This is a genomic window from Phenylobacterium hankyongense (assembly GCF_003254505.1).
Classification (GTDB): domain Bacteria; phylum Pseudomonadota; class Alphaproteobacteria; order Caulobacterales; family Caulobacteraceae; genus Phenylobacterium; species Phenylobacterium hankyongense.
The window spans coordinates 2,636,878-2,654,066 of sequence record NZ_QFYP01000001.1 but is presented as its reverse complement, the minus strand read 5'-3'; the positions used below and the strand labels follow the sequence as shown (position 1 = coordinate 2,654,066).

Sequence of the window (17,189 nt, the reverse complement as noted above, 5' to 3'; positions counted from 1 at the left end):
GGCGTTTCACCCTGGCTATTTCGGAACCGGCATCGGGGGGTTGGGCAGTTTCGGCCCGCTGGGCAGATGCGGCACACGCAGGTCCGACGGCCGCGGGATGGGAGCGATCAGCGTCACCCTGTCGGCGGCGCGGCGCCCGGCGCTGAGCGCCCACCAGGCCAGGACGATCGCCAGCATCACCACCGCGCCGGCGCAGAACGCCATCCAGGGGCTGGTGCGTCGCGAGGACATCTCGGCCATGGGCGGGTCCTCCCTGCGAAGAGGGTCAGGAGGGTAACGGGGGCCCTGCGGCGAAGTTCCTGCGAACAGGCCCTTGCCTCTTAAGTCGGGCGCCCGGCGTGCTACATATGTTCCGATGTCCCCGCCCGAATCCCATCCCGACTCCGAGCTTCCCGCAACGCGCGTCAGCGACCTGGCGCGGGTGCGCGCGGCGGCGCCCGACTACCTCGAAGGCCTGAACCCCGAGCAGCGGGAAGCGGTGGAGACCACGGACGGCCCGGTGCTGGTGCTGGCCGGCGCGGGCACCGGCAAGACGCGGGTGCTGACCACCCGGCTGGCGCACATCCTGGCCACCGGCAAGGCGCGGCCGTGGGAGCTGCTGGCGGTCACCTTCACCAACAAGGCCGCGCGCGAGATGCGCGAGCGGATCACCGCCATCATCGGCCCGCAGGCCGAGGGGCTGCGGTGGCTTGGCACCTTCCACTCGGTGGCGGCCCAGATCCTGCGCAAGCACGCCGAGCTGGTGGGGCTGAAGTCCAACTACACCATCCTCGACCAGGACGATCAGGAGCGGCTGATCAAGCAGGTGCTGGAGGCCGAGAACGTCGACGCCAAGCGCTGGCCGCCGAAGATGCTGGCCGGGCTGATCGACCACTGGAAGAACCGCGGCTGGACGCCGGACAAGCTGCCGCCGGCCGAGAGCGCCCACTTCGCCAACAACCGCGGCCAGGCCCTCTACCGCCTTTACCAGGAGCGGCTGCGGGTGCTGAACGCCTGCGACTTCGGCGACCTCTTGCTGCACAACCTGACGATCTTCACCGGCCACCCGGACGTGCTGGCCGACTACCACGAGCGGTTCCGCTACCTGCTGGTGGACGAGTACCAGGACACCAACGTCGCCCAGTACCTGTGGCTTCGGCTGCTGGCCCAGAAGCGCCAGAACGTCTGCTGCGTCGGCGACGACGACCAGTCGATCTACGGCTGGCGGGGCGCCGAGGTGGACAACATCCTGCGCTTCGAGCGCGACTTCCCGGGCGCCAAGGTGATCCGGCTGGAGCGCAACTACCGCTCCACCAGCCACATCCTCGCCGCCGCCTCCGGCCTGATCGCCGCCAACAAGAGCCGGCTGGGCAAGACCCTGTGGACCGAGGCCGAGGGCGGCGAGAAGGTCATCGTCCGCGGCGTCTGGGACGGCGAGGCCGAGAGCCGGCTGATCGCCGACGAGATCGAGCGCGCCAAGAAGGGCGGCGCCGACAAGAACCCGCGCAAGTACCGCGACATGGCGATCCTGGTCCGCGCCTCCTTCCAGATGCGGGCCTTCGAAGAGCGGTTCGTGATGCTGCAGATCCCCTACACGGTGGTCGGCGGCCCCAGGTTCTTCGAGCGCGCCGAGATCCGCGACGCCCACGCCTACCTGCGGCTGATCCAGTCGGAGGACGACGACCTGGCCTTCGAGCGGATCGTCAACGTGCCGAAGCGCGGGATCGGCGAGACCACCGTCCAGAAGCTGCTGCAGGTCGCGCGGCTGAACGGCGTGCCGGCCGTGGCCGCGGCGCGCCAGGTGGTGCTGACCGACGAGCTGGCCGCCCGCACCCGCACCGCGCTCGCCAACTTCCTGCGCGACCTCGACCGCTGGCGGGCCGAGGCCGGGCGGATGCCGCACCCGCGCCTGATGGAGGCGGTGCTGGAAGAAAGCGGCTACACCGACGCGCTTCGCCTGGACAAGAGCCCCACCGCCCAGGGCCGGCTGGAGAACCTCAAGGAGCTCGTCCAGGCGATGGGCAACTCCGAGAACCTGCAGGCCTACCTGGAGCACGTCTCGCTGGTGATGGACATGGATCGCGGGCCGCAGGCCGACGCGGTGCAGATCATGACCCTGCACTCGGCGAAGGGCCTGGAGTTCCCGCTGGTCTTCCTGCCCGGCTGGGAGGAAGGCGTCTTCCCGTCGCAGCGGAGCATGGACGAGTCCGGCGAGAAGGGGCTCGAGGAGGAGCGCCGGCTGGCCTACGTCGGCATCACCCGCGCCCGCGAGGAGGCCCGCGTCTCCTTCGCCGCCAACCGCCAGGTCTATGGCCGCTGGACCAGCCAGCTGCCCTCGCGCTTCGTGGACGAGCTGCCGCTGGCCAACGTCGAGGCCTCCTCGGAGACCGGCTACTACGGCGGCGGCCCGGGCATGCAGCAGCACGGCAGCCGCTGGGACGAGAGCCCGTCGTTCGGCGCCGGCTATTCCTCGCCCGGCTGGAAGCGGGCGCAGGCCAGCAACTACAAGGGCAGCCACCCCGGCCGCCAGCAGGTCATCGAGGGCGAAGGCCGCCTGGTCGCGGTCTCCGAAAGCTCCGCCGCCAGCGCCTACAAGCGCGGCGACCGCGTCTTCCACATCAAGTTCGGCTACGGCCACGTCCGCGGCGTCGAGGGCAACAAGCTCACCGTCGACTTCGACAAGGCCGGCGAGAAGAAGGTCATCGACAGCTTCGTCGAGAAGCAGGCCTGAAGCGTCGCTAGCGCTGCCAGGGCAGCTTGCGGATCGGCGGACGCGGCGGCGCGATCTTCGGCGCCATGAGCCCCCGCACCACCAGGGCGGCGACGCCGGCGACGACGGCCGCGCCGCCGGCCACAAGCGCGGCGATCCTGAGGGCGCGGTGATTGATGGCGGCAGGCTGCGGCGTCGCCTTGGAGACGACCTTCGTCACCGCGGGCTGAACCCCGGTCGAACCCGCACGATCCTGCAGCGGCTCCAGGCCGGCGGCCTTCTGCAAGGCCTGCCCCGACGCCGCGCCGCGGCGGAACACCACCCGTTCGGCGGCATGGTCGATGTCGCCCACCGCCCAGCCGTGCGCGGCCCAGGCGCGACTGTGAGCCTTGGCCAGATCGTTCGCCCACCAGGCCCGGCCGCTGCGGGCGCCCTTGGGCAACGGAAAGCCTAGGACCTCCTCAAGCTCGGCGAAGCTGGCGCGCCATTCGTCCTCGGGGTGGCCGGTCAGGCGGTCGGACAGGGGCTGGTACTTGCTCATGGTTCTCCGTCCTCCGCCGCGCAGAACGCCTGAATGCGCCGATGGCGCCAGCTCCGCCCTGAACCAATGGATCGCCCGCGCGCTTAGGCGGGACCTGGCGATCATAGGCTGAGAAATGCGACTGAACCCGCTGTATTCCGGAGCTGGCCTGGCCTTGGTGGCCGGGTTGCTGATGGGCGGCGCCATGAAGCCGAACCTCGGCGGCGACGATCGTCCTGCAGGACCCCAGATGTTCGCCGGCTGGTCGGGCGCGCGTTCCACCGGCCCGTTCGACGACGGGGCGAGCATCACCGCCTACAGCGGCCAGGTCCCGGACTATGTGACCGGCACCGACTGGAAGAAGGCGCTGGCCTGGCCGGGCGAGCAGGTGGCCTACCTGGAGCCGCAGCCACGCCTGACCGGCGAGGCTCAGGCGGATGTGCCCACGGACTACGCGCAGGCGGCCTACGTCGAACCGCCGCCGGCCCAGGCAACCTACCCTTCGATGAGCGGCGGCATGGACTATCGCGACCGCGCCGCTGCGGCTGAGCCGGCCGCCCCGCCGCCCCGGACGTTCGACGAGGATGCGCCGCCGGAGGCCACCGGCGACGCCACCACCCCGGCCCAGGGCTGATCCCCCTCGCCTTTCGCGCCCGCGCCCGCTAGCAGGGGCGGATGACGGACGACGCCTTCCAGATCATCGCCCGCGGCCCCCGCGCCGTGGCCGAAGCCGCCGCCGTGGCGGTGGACGAAACCCCCGCCACCGAGGCCCTCACCTACTCCATCCTGGAGGAGGACGAGGACCGCGACGTCTGGCGCATCGACGCCTTCCCGACCACCGACGAGGAGCGCGCGGCGCTTGTCGCGGTGCTGGACGGCTTCCCGGCCCTGCGGGTGATCACCGAGAAGCTGGCGGACGCCGACTGGCTGGCGATGGCGCTGTCGGGCCTGCCGCCGGTCCGCGCCGGCCGGTTCTTCGTCTACGGCGCCCACGACCGCGGCCTCGCGCCGCCGTCCACCGTCAACCTGCGCATCGAGGCCGGCGCGGCCTTCGGCACCGGCCACCACGGCACCACAGTCGGCTGCCTGCAGGCCTTCGACGACCTGCTGAAGGCGCAGAGCTTCCCGCGGGTGCTGGACGTCGGCTGCGGCACCGGGGTGCTGGCGATCGCCGCGGCCCGCACCGGATCGCAGGTGGCGGTCGGCACCGACATCGACGCCCCCTCCGTCCGCATCGCCAACGAGAACGCCGCTCTGAACCGCGCCGGCGCCCGCTTCGTCCACGCCTCGGGCCTGAACGATCCGCGGGTGCGCGGCGACGCGCCCTACGACCTGGTGTTCGCCAACATCCTCGCCCCGCCGCTGATCGCCCTGTCGCAGGACATCAAGGGGGCGCTGAAGCCCGGGGGCCTGGCCATCCTGTCGGGCCTGCTGCGCGCCCAGGAGCGGCGGGTGCTGGCGGCCTATACCTCGCGCGGGTTCAGCCTGGTGCGGCGGCTGCATCGCGACGCCTGGGCGACCCTGGTGCTGCGGCGTTCGTGAGCCGCGGCGCAACCTCTTCGGCCAACTGACGTTTTCGCTCCAAAGGCCAAGCTCGGCCAAACGAGAGGAAACGTCCATGTCCAACGACGGAGACTACGTCGAGCGCACCACCACGACGGAGGGGCCGACGACGGTCCGCCGCGAGGAAGTGCGGACGACCGGGCCCGCGCCGCAGCGCAGCGCCGCCGGCTGGTGGATCGCCGCCATCGTGGCGGTGGTGGCCATCGTCGGGCTGATCTTCATGTTCAACAACCAGAACAGCCAGGACCAGCTGCAGGCGGCCAAGGACCAGGGCGCGGCGGAAGCCACGCTGAACAACGCCACCGCCACGGCGCAGGCCGCAGCCGCCAACGCCAGCCAGGCGGCCCAGACCGCCGTCGACAGCACCACCCGCGCCAGCCAGCAGGCCGCCGCCGCGGCCAGCAACGCCGCCAACCAGACGGCCCAGGCGGCGCAGAACTCCGCCGACGTGGCGCAGGACGCCGCGACCACCGAACCTCCGCCGAAGTAGGGCGGACGGGCCTGGAGAGCGGGCTGCGGGTGCGGTCGCCGGACGGCGGCCGCATCCGTACCTACCCGACCAGCTTCTTCGCGCCCAGGCGCTCCAGCCCGCGGCGCAGCGCCTCCTTCAGCCGGTTGTCGCGGGCGTAGGCGCTGAGATCCTCGTCCTCGATAGCCTCCACCACCTCGAAGCTGAACGCCGCCTCGCCGTGCGCATTCCACAACGCCTGCGCCGCCCGGTTGGGATAGCCCCCGCCACGCAGCCCGAACCAGACGCTGTTCTGCTGCTGGCCGAGGTTGCGCGACACCGCCACCCAGACCTCGCCCGTCGCCAGGCACCGCACGGCGAAGATCCCCGCCTGCGCCTTGCGTTCCTTGTAGTCGCGGATGGCCGCCCGGCGGCTCGACTTGTCCATGGCTGGTAGCTACCGCCCGGCGCGCCGTCTGTCAATTTTGTCCGGGTTAAAATAGATTCGATCCGCCGGCTTTGCCCGCTGCGTTCGATGGGATTACATCGACGGCATGCGCCAGACCTTCGACGAAAGCACCGATCCCTCGTTCGGGCCCAAGCACGTGCCCCTGATCCGCAAGGCCATGGCCGAGCAGGGCCTCGACGGCCTGCTGGTCCCGCATGAGGACGAGCACCAGAACGAATACCTGCCGGCCGCCAATGACCGGCTGGGCTGGGCGACCGGCTTCACCGGCTCGGCCGGCGCGGCCGTGATCTTCCAGGACAAGGCCGCCGTGTTCGTGGACGGCCGCTACACCCTCCAGGTCCGCGACCAGGTCGACCAGCAGACCTTCGAGATCCGCGATCTCGTCGAGGGCGGCGTCCCGGCCTACCTGGAGACCGCCGCCCGCCGCGGCCAGGCCATCGGCTACGACCCGCGCCTGCACAGTCCCGACGCCCTGGGACACCTGAAGATCGCCGCCGCCAAGGCCGGGGCCGAGCTGCGGCCGGTGTCGCCCAACCCGCTCGACCAGGCCTGGGGCCAGGCGCGGCCGCCGCAGCCCGCCGCCCCGGTGGCGCCGCATCCGCTGCAGTACGCCGGCGAGGACTCGACCTCGAAGCGCGGCCGCGTGGGCCAGGGCCTGGCCGCGCGCGGCGCCGACGCCGCGGTGGTGACGGCGCCGGCCTCCATCGCCTGGCTGTTCAACGTCCGCGGCGGCGACGTCATCCGTTCGCCCCTGCCGCTGGCCCAGGCGATCCTCAACGCCGACGGCTCGGCGCGGCTGTTCCTCGACCCGGCCAAGGTGACTCCGGAGCTGCCGGCCTGGCTGGGCAACGAGGTGCGGCTCGAGGCCACCGCCGACCTGCCGCAGGCGCTGGCCGAGCTGAAGGGCAAGCGGGTGCTGGTCGACCCCTCCCAGTCCTCGGCCTGGTACTTCGAAGCCCTCGCCGGCGCGGGCGCCGAGGTGGTGCGTGGCGAGGACCCGTGCCTGCTGCCCAAGGCCTGCAAGAACCCGGTGGAGATCGAGGGGACCCGGCGCGCGCACGCCCGCGACGGCGCCGCCCTCACCCGCTTCCTCCACTGGCTGGCCACCGAGGGCCAGGTGAGCCCGCCGGACGAGATCGCCGCGGTCCGAAAGCTCGAGGCCTTCCGCGAGGAGACCGGGGCGCTGAAGGACCTGTCCTTCGACACCATCGCCGGCGCGGCCTCCAACGGCGCCATCGTCCATTACCGGCCCACGACGCGGCTCAACAAGCGCGCGGAGACCGGCTCCCTGCTGCTGGTGGACTCCGGCGCCCAGTACCTGGACGGCACCACCGACGTCACCCGCACGGTGGCGATCGGCGAGCCGAGCCGCGAGATGGCCGAGCGCTTCACCCTGGTGCTGAAGGGCCACCTGGCGCTGGCCCGGGTGCGCTTCCCCGCGGGCACGACGGGTTCGGCGCTCGACGCCCTGGCGCGCATGGCGCTCTGGGCCCACGGCCTCGACTACGACCACGGCACCGGCCACGGCGTGGGTTCCTACCTGGGCGTCCACGAAGGCCCGCAGCGGATCTCCAAGGCGCCGTCGGCGGTCGCCCTGCGGCCCGGGATGATCGTCTCCAACGAGCCCGGCTACTACAAGGAAGGCGGCTACGGCATCCGCATCGAGAACCTGCAGTTCGTCACCGCCGCGCAGGACGTTCCCGGCGGCGAGCGGCCGATGCTGGGCTTCGAGACCCTGACGCTGGCGCCCATCGACCGGCGGCTGGTGGTGACCTCCCTGCTCACCGAGGAGGAACGCGCCCAGCTCGACGGCTACCACGCCCGCGTCCGCGAGGTGGTGGGGCCGCAGGTCCCGGCCGATGTGAAGGCCTGGCTCGACGAGGTGACCGCGCCGCTCTGACGGCCCTCAGGCCTTCCGCATCCAGAACGAGGCGCCGTAGAGGTCGAGCTCGCTCAGCGGGCCGCGGCAGAGCGCCGCCCGCCCCTGGGCCCGCAGCACGGGGTCCTGGCCGACGTACCAGCACGGAAACAGGATCTCGAACGCCGACCCGCCGAACAGCAGGGCTGTGGCCAATAGGTACTGCTCGTTCCACAGCCGCGGAACGTGGCCGCTGAGGTAGTCGTCCGGCAGGTAGATGTCGTGGATGTGGACGATCACGCCCGGCTTCAGGCGCGGCAGGATCTCCAGGAAGAACACCGTGACGTCCGAGCCCTGGAAGGCCCGGTGGGAACTGTCGAGGAACAGGATGTCGCCGGCCTCGAGCGCCGCGAAGATGCCGACGTCGCACTGCTCCAGCGGCTTGCGGATGACGTGGTCGCACAGGGCGTCGACCTCGCTGCGCGGCTGCGGGTCGATGGAGGTCAGCCGGGTGCGCAGGCTGTAGGCGGCCACCGCGTGCCGCGCGAACTTGGTGGAGATGCCGGAGCCGATCTCCACGAAGCGGCGCGGATCGTGCCGCCGCAGCATCTGGATCAGCGCCATGCCGTCCAGGCCGCAGAACCAGCTGTTCAGCCAGAAGGGCGTCGGGCTCTCGTACGAGCCGCCGAGCGGGATCTGCGCCAGGTCCGGCTGGATATCCCCAAGCTCGGCCAGAAAGGCCGCGTAGCGATCCCGCCCCCGCCCGATCTGCTCGGCAAGCTCGGGGTGGGACGGGCGGCCGGCCCCGTAGCGGATGTTGGCCGCGTACGGATAGTCGACCAGGGTGAACTCGTGGACCGCCCGCTCGCTGGAGAAGGTCAGGGCCGCCAGCGGGGCCGGCGGCTGGGCGGCGCGCTCGCCGGTCCGCAGGCGGACGGCGGCCGCATAGGCCTCGACGGCGGCGTCGGCCTGGCCGGCGTCGCGCAAGGCCACGGCCAGGTCGCGCCAGCCGATCTCCAGCTCCGGCGCCAGGGCCGCGGCGTTGCGGAGATCGGCGATCCCCGCCTCCGCCTTGCCGAGCTTGCAGCGGCTCACCCCGAGCAGCCGCAGCGCCGTGGCCTCCTGCGGCGCCGTCGAAAGCACGTCCAGGAAGATCAGCTCGGCCAGGTTGAGCATATGGCCGCGCAGGCGGTCATAGCCGATCCTCAGTTTCGTCTCGTGCGTCGGGGGGTCGGCGTTCTCGGTCATCGTGCGCGCCGGCTAGCTCCCGACCAGCTCAAGCCAGTCCGCCTCGCTGATCACCTGCACGCCGTGCTTGGCGGCGTCGGCCAGCTTGGAGCCGGCGCCGGGACCGGCGACCACCAGGTCGGTCTTCTTCGACACCGAGCCGGAGACCTTGGCGCCCAGCGCCTCGGCCTGGGCCTTGGCCTCGTCACGGGTCATCTTCTCCAGGGCGCCGGTGAAGACGATGGTCTTGCCGGCCACGGCGGTGTCGGTCTTCGGCCGCTCGGCGGGGGCGACGCGCAGCTCGGCCAGCAGGTTGTCGACCAGGGCGCGGTTGTGGTCCTCCCCGAAGAAGGCCGCGATCATCCGGGCGGCGACGACGCCCACGGCGTCCACCGAGGCGACCGCGAGGAAGGCGTCTCCCGGCGTCTCCGCGGCGGCCTGCAAGGCGGCGGCCTCGAAGGTCGGCCAGTCGCCGAAGCGGGCGGCGAGCGCGGCGCGGGCCTTGGAATTCAGCTTCGGGATGGCGAGGCGCAGGTGCTCTTCGAGCGAGATCCCCGGCGGGATCAGCATCGGCTGCCGCGCCCGGGCGAAGGCCAGCACCGCCTCCACCGCCGTCGGCCCCAGCCCGTCGAGGTCCGACAGCTCCGCGAAGACCGGCCCCGCGGTCTGCTCCGAGGCTGCCTTGGAGGTCGCCACGAAGGCTTCCGCCGTCCCGAAATGCCGCGCCAGGGCCAGCGAGGTCGTCTCGCCGATGTGGCGGATGCCGAGGCCATAGATGAAGCGGTCGAGCGCGATGTCCCGGCGCGCCTCGATGCCCGCCACCAGGTTCCGCACGCTGGTCTCGCCATAGCCGTCCGTGGCGCGCAGCTCCTCCAGCTTGGCCTCGTCGCGGGCGAGCCGGAAGATGTCCGCCGGCTCGCGGATCCAGCCGCGCTCGCTGAAGGCGATCAGCTGCTTCTCCCCCAGGCCCTCAATGTCGAAGGCGCGGCGGGACACGAAATGGCGCAGGTGCGCCAGGCGCTGGAACGGACAGGCGAACTCGCCGGTGCAGCGGCGCACCACGGTCTCCGCGCCGGACGCCGTGGTCTCCTTGGCGAGCGGCGTGTGCAGCGGGCACGGGCAGTGGGTCGGGAAGGCGAAGGGCTGGGCGTCCGCCGGACGTTCCTCCAGCACCACGCTGACGATCTGCGGGATGACGTCGCCGGCCCGCTGGAGGATCACCGTGTCGCCGACGCGTACGTCCTTGCGGGCGATCTCGTCGGCGTTGTGCAGGGTAGCGTTGACCACCACCACGCCGCCCACCGTCACCGGCTGCAACCGCGCCACCGGAGTGACCGCGCCGGTGCGGCCCACCTGGATGTCGATGGCTTCGAGGATGGTCCGCGCCTGCTGCGCCGGGAATTTGCGGGCGATCGCCCAGCGCGGGGTGCGGGTGATGAAGCCCAGCCGCTGCTGCCAGTCCAGCCGGTCGACCTTGTAGACCACCCCGTCGATGTCATAGGCGAGCTTCGGCCGGACCGCCTCCATCCGCTCGTAGGCGGCCAGCAGGCCGGCGGCGTTTTCCACCCGCTCGCTCTGCGGTGTGGTCGGGAAGCCCCAGGCCTTGAGCTTCTGCAACGCCTCCCACTGGGTCTCCGCGAAGGGTGCGCTCAGCGCGCCCCAGGCGTAGCCGAAGAACCGCAGCGGCCGGGCGGCGGTGATTCGGGGGTCGATCTGGCGCAGCGAGCCGGCCGCGGCGTTGCGCGGATTGGCGTAGGTCTTCTGGCCGGCCGCGGCGGCGGCCGCGTTGAGGGCGGCGAACCCCTCGTGGTCGAGATAGACCTCGCCGCGCACCTCGATCAGGTCCGGCCAGCCGCCGCCCCGCAGGCGCTTGGGGATGTCGGCGATGGTCCGCACGTTCTGGGTGACGTCCTCGCCGACCCGGCCGTCGCCGCGGGTCGCGGCCTGAACCAGGACGCCGTTCTCGTAGCGCAGGGAGGCCGACAGCCCGTCGATCTTCGGCTCGGCCGTGTAGGCCACTGTCTCGTCGGCCGGCAGCCGCAGGAAGCGTCGGACGCGGGCGTCGAACTCCACGGCCTCGCTGTCGGCGAAGGCGTTGTCGAGGCTGAGCATCGGCACGCCATGCGTCACCGCGGAGAACTGCTCGGCCCGCGCCGCGCCCACGCGCAGCGACGGCGAATCCTCGCGCACCAGCTCGGGGAAGCGGGCCTCGATCTCCAGGTTCCGGCGCTTCAGCGCGTCGTACTCGGCGTCCGAGATCGCGGGATCGTCCTGTTGGTGATAGCGCAGGTCGTGGCTGGCGATCTCCTCGGCCAGGCGCGCCAGCTCGACGGCGGCTTGGTCTTCGGTGAGGTCGGCGATGGGGATCATGCTCCCAACCGTTTAGGAGCCGGCCGCCACGGGCTCAAGCGTGCATCAGCGCCCGGGCCGCGGCGCGGGCGGCGTCGGTGATCTGGGCGCCGGCCAGCATGCGGGCGATCTCCTCTTCCCGGTCGGCGGGGCCCAGGACCTCGACGGCGGTGCGCAGGCGCTCGCCCTCCCCGGCCTTGGCGATCCGCCAGTGGGCCTCGGCGCGGGCCGCCACCTGCGGCGAGTGGGTCACCACCAGCACCTGGGCGTCGGCCGCCAGCCGCTTGAGGCGCAAGCCCACGGCGTCGGCCACCGCCCCGCCCACGCCCTGGTCCACTTCGTCGAAGATCATCAGCGGCTGGGGACCACCGCCCCGCCCGGCCAGCGACGCCTTCAGCGCCAGGGCGAACCGCGCCAGCTCGCCGCCGGAGGCGATGGCCCCCAGGTCGCCGAACGGCGCGCCGGGGTTGGTGGCGATCTCGAAGGCCACGCGGTCGACGCCGGTCGGGCCGGCGCGGTCTTCCGGCAGCGGCTCGACCGCCACGCGGAAGCGGGCCTTGTCCAGTTTCAGCGGCGCCAGCTCCGTCATCACCGCCTGCGCCAGCCGCTCACCGGCGGCGCGGCGGGCGGCGGTCAGCGCCGCGGCGGCGGCCATGTAGGCGTCGCGGGCGCCCTTCAGCTCGGCCTCGGCGGCCTTGAGGTCGTCCTCGGACGATTCGACCGCCCGCAGCCGCTCGGCGAACCGCGCCCGCAGCAGCGGCAGCTCCTCGACGCTGACGCCCAGTTTGCGGGCCAGGCCGCGCAGGTCGAACAGCCGTTCCTCGGTCTTCTCCAGCCGGTCGGGCTCGAACTCGAAGGCCTCGGCCGCGGCGTCCACCGCCGCCTCGGCCTCGCCGGCCTCGATCAGCACCCGGTCCATGGCCTCGGAGGCCTGGGTCAGCCGCTTCACGGCCGCGCCGTCCAGAGCCGCGCCGGCGGCGATCGCCCGCTCCCGCGCCCGCTCCAGCGCCCGCATGGCCGAGGCCACCCGCGCCGACTGGCCGTCGAAGGCGTCGCGCGCCGAGGCGATGTCGGCCAGCGCCTTCTCCGCCGCCCCCAGCACCGCGCGCGCCTCCGCCAGCGCCGTCTCCTCGCCTTCGCGGGGATCGAGCCGGTCGAGCTCCGAAAGCCGCAGCGCCAGCTCCTCGGTCTCCGCCGCCGAGCGGTTCACCGCCTCGCGCAGTTCGTCCACCCGCTGACGGGCCGCACGCCAGCCGCGCCACTGGTTCGCCAGGGCCGCGGTCTGCGGATCGAGCCCGCCGAAGGCGTCGAGCATCGGCCGGTGCGTGCTGGCGTCCAGCAGGCCCACCGTCTCGTGCTGGCCATGCACCTCGAGCAGGACCGCGCCCAGTTCCTTGAGCACGCCCACGCCGGTGGCCTGGTCGTTGACGAAGGCGCGGCTGCGGCCGTCGGCGCTCAGCGAGCGCCGCAGCACCAGGTCCTCGTCGCGCGCGTAGGAGAGGCCCTTCTCCTCCAGCAGGTCCCAGACCGGATGATCGACGGACGGGGCGAACACGGCCGAGGCCATGGCCTGGGCGGCGCCTCGGCGCACCAGGCCGGCGTCGGCGCGTGCGCCGGTGGCCAGGCCGAGCGCATCGAGGATGATCGACTTGCCCGCGCCGGTTTCCCCGGTAAGCGCAGTCAGGCCCGGCCCGATGGACAGGTCCAGGGCCTCGATCAGCACGACGTCACGGATCCACAGACCGATCAGCATCGCGGCAGGATCACCCGGAATCAGGGCGCTCGGAAAGGGCTCAGTTCGCCTTAGGTTCCGCCGGCGCGGCAGGCGGCGTCGAGACCGGCGACAGGGCGGAGGCCGGCGGCGCGACGGTCGAGCGCTTGCTCCGCGTGAACGGCATGTGGAACAGGCCGCGCTTGCCGGTCGGCGCCGGCTCCACCGCCGGGCGCAGGCCCTTGGAGGTCAGCAGCCGGTAGGCGTCGCCGTACCAGGGATCGCCCGGATAGTTGAAGCCCAGCACCGCGCCGTTCTTCTTGGCTTCGTCCGCCAGGCCCAGGGTCAGATAGGCCTCCACCAGGCGGTAGAGCGCCTCGGGCGTGTGGCTGGTGGTCTGGTACTTCTCGATCACGGTCCTGAACCGGCCGATCCCGGCCAGGGTGTCGCCGTTGCGCAGGTACCAGCGGCCGATGGTCATTTCCTTGCCGGCCAGCTGGTCGTTGACCATGTCGATCTTAAGCCGGGCGTCGTGCGCGTACTCGGTGTTCGGATAGCGCTGGACCACGTCGCGCAGGTTATCCAGGGCCTGGCCCGTCGCCGCCTGGTCGCGGCCGACGTCGACGATCTGCTCGAAGTAGCAGATGGCCTTCAGGTAGTGGGCGTAGGCGGCCGTCGGGTTGCCGGGATAGAGCTGGATGAAGCGGTCCGAGTCGGCGATCGCTTCGGCGTAGTTGTTGGCCTGGTAGTGGGCGAAGGCCTGCATCAGGATCGCGCGGCGCGACCACTCCGAATAGGGGTGCTGGCGCTCCACTTCCTGGAAGTAGTCGACGGCCTGGGTCCACAGGCCGCGGTCCATGCGGTCCGCGCCCGTGGCGTAGAGCAGCTCCACCGGGCGCTCTTCATAGGCCAGTCGCGACTTCGGCTTCTTGTGGCCGGCGCACCCGGCGAGGGCGAGAGCGCACATAGCGGCGACCAGCGCTGGGCGAGCCCACGTATTGCGAACCAAGGACACCTTCACCTCAAGGACAACGCGCGCCCCCACGCGTGGAGTGCTTCTACACCACGTCATGATCTGCGCAAACGGAACGGATGAGCGGGGACGGCGGCGGAACGATGGCGCGCCCCGGCCTGGGTGATCGCCGGTCAGACGGCTTCGGCGAGCTCGTCGACGAAGGTGCGCACCCGCCAGGCGTCGGGACGGGCCAGCAGCGCCCGGACCAGCTGGTTGTTGATCGCGTGGCCGGCCAGCTCGCCTTCGAAGCGGCCGAGGATCGGCGCGCCCAGCACATAGAGGTCGCCGATGGCGTCCAGCGCCTTGTGGCGCACGAACTCGTCCGGCCGCCGCAGGCCTTCCGGGTTGAGGATGCGGTCGCCCTCGATCACCACGACGTTGTCCATCGAGCCGCCGCGGGCCAGGCCCATGGCGCGCAGCGCCTCGACCTCATGCAGGAAGCCGAAGGTCCGGCAGTTGGCGAGCTCGCGCCGGAACGCCCCCTCATCCATCGGCAGATCGACGGCCTGGCGTCCGATCACCGCGGTCGGGAAACGGATCTCGAAGGCCATTTCGAAGCGGATCGAGGGCTTCAGCGCCGCGCGCTTGTCGCCGTCCACGACCTCCACCGTATCCAGGATCTCGATGAACCGGCGGGCGGCGCCCTGGGCGCGCTTGCCGGCGCGGTCGAGGATCTGCACGAACGGCTCGGCCGAGCCGTCCATGATCGGCATCTCCGGCCCGTCGAGCTCGACGGCGGCGTTGTCGATGCCCAGCATGACCAGGGCGGCCATCAGGTGCTCGATGGTCGAGACGGTGACGCCCGCGGCGTTGCCGATCACCGTGCCCAGCTGGGTCTTGCAGACCGCCTCGCCGGTGGCGGGCACGGAGTTGTCGCGGCCGGTGATGTCGGTGCGGACGAAGACGATGCCGGTGTCGGTGGGCGCCGGCCTCACGGTCACGCGCGTGTACGCGCCGGTGTGCACGCCGACGCCCGCGAACGACGCGGGCGCGCGAAGCGTGTGCTGGAAAGACCCGTGCTGAAAAGCGTCTGCGGCCACGCTCGGACCTTCCTGACTTAACTCTCGGTCACGTTGACCGCGATGCGCCCCACATGCCGGATAGGGCGATTGCGGCAGCGCAGCAAAACACTTGGTGTTTCTCTATGTTTCGGTTTGGGACGGTTAACGCCGGCTTTCGACCGGCCGACTTTTCGTGGGGCCGACGAACGGCCTCAGGCGACCGCGTGCAGCGGCTCGCGCGCGCCGAAATAGCAGGTGGCGCCCACCAGCCTGCTGGTCCGGTCGTGCACCAGCACCCGTGCGATGTCGCCGTACAGGCTGAGCCGTCGGGCCAGGGCGCGAGCCTGATCCTCGGCGCGCGCGCCGGACAGGAACATCAGCGGTTGCACGGCGCCGTCGCAACGGACCGACCAGCCGCCCTCCACTGGAGACACAGAAATCTGGAACTCGCGCGGCATCAGCGCCCCCTCCCGAAAGCCTCGACAGAGGGACGTTAGGCGAACGCCGGTTTCCCAGCATTCGCTTATGTTAGTCCAAGCTTAATTGGCGAGGCGACGCAGGAAGGACGGGATCTCCAGGTCCTCGCCCGGCTCGGCTTCCTGGATCGGAGCCGGCGCTTCCGCCGGCAGGGCCCCGCCGCGGCTGGCCGTCGCCCGCGGCGCAGGCGCCGGGGCCGGGCTGGCCTCATAGCGCGGCCGGCCGCCGAACAGGCTCAGGAAGCCGCCGCGCGGGCGGCGCTCGGCGTAGGCCGGCTCGGCGAACAGCGGCTCGTTGTCGTCGTCGTCGGCCACCGCCGGATCGACGATGCGGGTCACCGGGCGGGCGATCTGCGGCTCGACAGGGGCCTGGGCGGCGGGCGCGGCGTAGAGGTCCGGCTGCTCTTCCTCCAGCGGCTCGGCCTGCATCAGCGGCTCGGGCCGGTAGGCCGGCGCGGGTTCGGCGGCATAGGTCGGCTGCGGCGCGGCAGGCGCACGCTCCGGCAGGGCGCGGCTGGTGTCGGCGCGCAGCGGCGGCGCGGTGTTCGGGCGCCGCTCGATCTTCGGCTCGATGGCGGCGATGGAAGCGCCATCCATGCCGGTGGCGACCACCGACACGCGGATCATGCCGTCGAGCGACGGGTCGAAGGCCGCGCCGAAGATGATGTTGGCTTCCGGGTCGACCTGTTCGGAGATGGCGTTGGCCGCCTCGTCGACTTCCAGCAGGGTCATGTCGAGGCCGCCGGTGACGTTGACCAGCACGGCCTTGGCGCCCTTCAGCGAGACTTCGTCGAGCAGCGGGTTCTGGATGGCGTTCTGGGCAGCCATCAGCGCGCGGTCGTCGCCGGTCGCCTCGCCGGTGCCCATCATCGCCTTGCCCATCTCGGTCATCACCGTACGGACGTCGGCGAAGTCGAGGTTGATCAGGCCCGGCAGCACCATCAGGTCGGTGATCGAGCGCACGCCGGAGTGCAGGACCTGGTCGGCCATGCCGAAGGCCTCGGCGAAGGTCGTCCGCTCGTTGGCGACGCGGAACAGGTTCTGGTTCGGGATGACGATCAGGGTGTCGACGTAGCGCTGCAGCTCGCTGATGCCGGCGTCGGCCAGGCGCATGCGGTGGCGGCCTTCGAAGTGGAACGGCTTGGTGACCACGCCCACCGTCAGGATGCCGCGCTCGCGGGCGCATTTGGCGATGATCGGGGCCGCGCCGGTGCCGGTGCCGCCGCCCATGCCGGCGGTGATGAACACCATGTGCGCGCCGTCGAGGTGCTCGCCGATCTCGGGGATCGACTCCTCGGCCGCGCTCATGCCGATCTCAGGGTGGGCGCCCGCGCCCAGGCCCTGGGTGGCCAGCACGCCCAGCTGGATCCGCCGGTCGGTCTTGGCGAACGCCAACTGCTGGGCGTCGGTGTTGGCGACGACGAACTCGACGCCTTCCAGCCCGGCCTCGATCATGTTGTTCACGGCGTTGCCGCCTGCGCCCCCGACGCCGAACACCACGATGCGCGGCTTCAGTTCTGTCGCGCGCGGCGCTGAAAGTGAAATTGCCATGGACCCCTGCGTCCTTCCAAAACCGGTCTGAGCGTTCGGCGACCCGCCCGCTGAACGCTCGTCTTAAGAATGCGGTAACTAGACGGCCAACACCCTTAATCGAGGGTTAATCGCATAGCGTGAGTCGGAAGGGCGTCGACCGGCGCGGGCGCGAAAAAAACGCTTGTTCCACAAGGGATCTCGCGAATCGCAACGCGGGTGCGACCAGACGTCTCGCACCGGAAAGCTAGGCCGTAAAGAGCCGCGCAACCGGCGGTAAGCGGCCTCATCGTGCAACGATAGTCGTCATCGCCCGCTTCATGCGGGCGACCC

The 17,189-nt window shown here is 71.6% G+C and carries 15 protein-coding genes; 5 read left to right on the top strand and 10 right to left on the bottom strand.

Going from position 1 to position 17,189, the window contains the following annotated elements; genetic code table 11:
* Positions 1-15: 15 nt before the first annotated feature.
* Entirely contained in the window at positions 16-240 is a 225-nt protein-coding gene (locus DJ021_RS12770; protein ID WP_111457910.1) for a hypothetical protein, read from the bottom strand.
* A 115-nt stretch (positions 241-355) separates the two neighbouring features.
* Between DJ021_RS12770 and DJ021_RS12765 the strand changes: the two genes are divergently transcribed.
* Positions 356-2,710, top strand: coding sequence for an ATP-dependent helicase (locus DJ021_RS12765; protein ID WP_111457909.1), 2,355 nt, complete (start codon positions 356-358; stop codon positions 2,708-2,710).
* A 7-nt stretch (positions 2,711-2,717) separates the two neighbouring features.
* Here the strand turns inward: DJ021_RS12765 and DJ021_RS12760 are convergent, their stop codons facing one another.
* On the bottom strand, positions 2,718-3,230 hold the full coding sequence (locus tag DJ021_RS12760; protein WP_111457908.1) for a DUF7662 domain-containing protein: 513 nt from the start codon (positions 3,228-3,230) through the stop codon (positions 2,718-2,720).
* A 115-nt stretch (positions 3,231-3,345) separates the two neighbouring features.
* Here DJ021_RS12760 and DJ021_RS12755 point away from each other — a divergent pair, with 115 nt between their 5' ends.
* The 3 genes from DJ021_RS12755 to DJ021_RS12745 all read left to right on the top strand — a co-directional run bounded on the left by DJ021_RS12755 (position 3,346) and on the right by DJ021_RS12745 (position 5,262).
* Positions 3,346-3,843, top strand: coding sequence for a hypothetical protein (locus tag DJ021_RS12755; RefSeq protein ID WP_111457907.1), 498 nt, complete (start codon positions 3,346-3,348; stop codon positions 3,841-3,843).
* Between the two features lie 41 nt (positions 3,844-3,884).
* Positions 3,885-4,751, top strand: coding sequence for a 50S ribosomal protein L11 methyltransferase (locus DJ021_RS12750; protein ID WP_111457906.1), 867 nt, complete (start codon positions 3,885-3,887; stop codon positions 4,749-4,751).
* Between the two features lie 76 nt (positions 4,752-4,827).
* Positions 4,828-5,262 (top strand): hypothetical protein, encoded by a 435-nt coding sequence (locus DJ021_RS12745; RefSeq protein WP_111457905.1) that lies wholly within the window; start codon positions 4,828-4,830, stop codon positions 5,260-5,262.
* Between the two features lie 61 nt (positions 5,263-5,323).
* Here the strand turns inward: DJ021_RS12745 and DJ021_RS12740 are convergent, their stop codons facing one another.
* Positions 5,324-5,668: a GIY-YIG nuclease family protein gene (locus DJ021_RS12740; RefSeq protein WP_111457904.1), complete on the bottom strand. Its 345-nt coding sequence runs from the start codon at positions 5,666-5,668 to the stop codon at positions 5,324-5,326.
* A 106-nt stretch (positions 5,669-5,774) separates the two neighbouring features.
* Here DJ021_RS12740 and DJ021_RS12735 point away from each other — a divergent pair, with 106 nt between their 5' ends.
* Entirely contained in the window at positions 5,775-7,589 is a 1,815-nt protein-coding gene (locus DJ021_RS12735) for an aminopeptidase P family protein (protein ID WP_111457903.1), read from the top strand.
* Positions 7,590-7,595: 6 nt separating this feature from the next.
* Here DJ021_RS12735 and DJ021_RS12730 read toward each other — a convergent pair whose 3' ends face one another.
* The 7 genes from DJ021_RS12730 to ftsZ form a co-directional block, all read right to left on the bottom strand.
* On the bottom strand, positions 7,596-8,795 hold the full coding sequence (locus DJ021_RS12730; protein WP_111457902.1) for a class I SAM-dependent methyltransferase: 1,200 nt from the start codon (positions 8,793-8,795) through the stop codon (positions 7,596-7,598).
* 12 nt (positions 8,796-8,807) lie between these two features.
* Positions 8,808-11,144 (bottom strand): NAD-dependent DNA ligase LigA, encoded by a 2,337-nt coding sequence (gene ligA, locus DJ021_RS12725; RefSeq protein WP_111457901.1) that lies wholly within the window; start codon positions 11,142-11,144, stop codon positions 8,808-8,810.
* A gap of 34 nt (positions 11,145-11,178) precedes the next feature.
* The gene (gene recN, locus DJ021_RS12720; protein WP_111457900.1) at positions 11,179-12,876 is read right to left on the bottom strand and encodes a DNA repair protein RecN; all 1,698 of its coding nucleotides are present in this window, start codon (positions 12,874-12,876) and stop codon (positions 11,179-11,181) included.
* A gap of 40 nt (positions 12,877-12,916) precedes the next feature.
* Positions 12,917-13,843, bottom strand: coding sequence for an outer membrane protein assembly factor BamD (locus DJ021_RS12715; protein WP_424443841.1), 927 nt, complete (start codon positions 13,841-13,843; stop codon positions 12,917-12,919).
* A gap of 137 nt (positions 13,844-13,980) precedes the next feature.
* Positions 13,981-14,889, bottom strand: a complete 909-nt coding sequence (gene lpxC / locus DJ021_RS12710; protein ID WP_111457898.1) for a UDP-3-O-acyl-N-acetylglucosamine deacetylase — start codon at positions 14,887-14,889, stop codon at positions 13,981-13,983.
* A gap of 173 nt (positions 14,890-15,062) precedes the next feature.
* A complete protein-coding gene (locus DJ021_RS12705; protein ID WP_111457897.1) occupies positions 15,063-15,308 on the bottom strand; it encodes a hypothetical protein in 246 nt (81 codons plus the stop codon).
* A gap of 81 nt (positions 15,309-15,389) precedes the next feature.
* Positions 15,390-16,877: a cell division protein FtsZ gene (gene ftsZ / locus DJ021_RS12700; protein WP_111457896.1), complete on the bottom strand. Its 1,488-nt coding sequence runs from the start codon at positions 16,875-16,877 to the stop codon at positions 15,390-15,392.
* Positions 16,878-17,189: the final 312 nt, after the last annotated feature.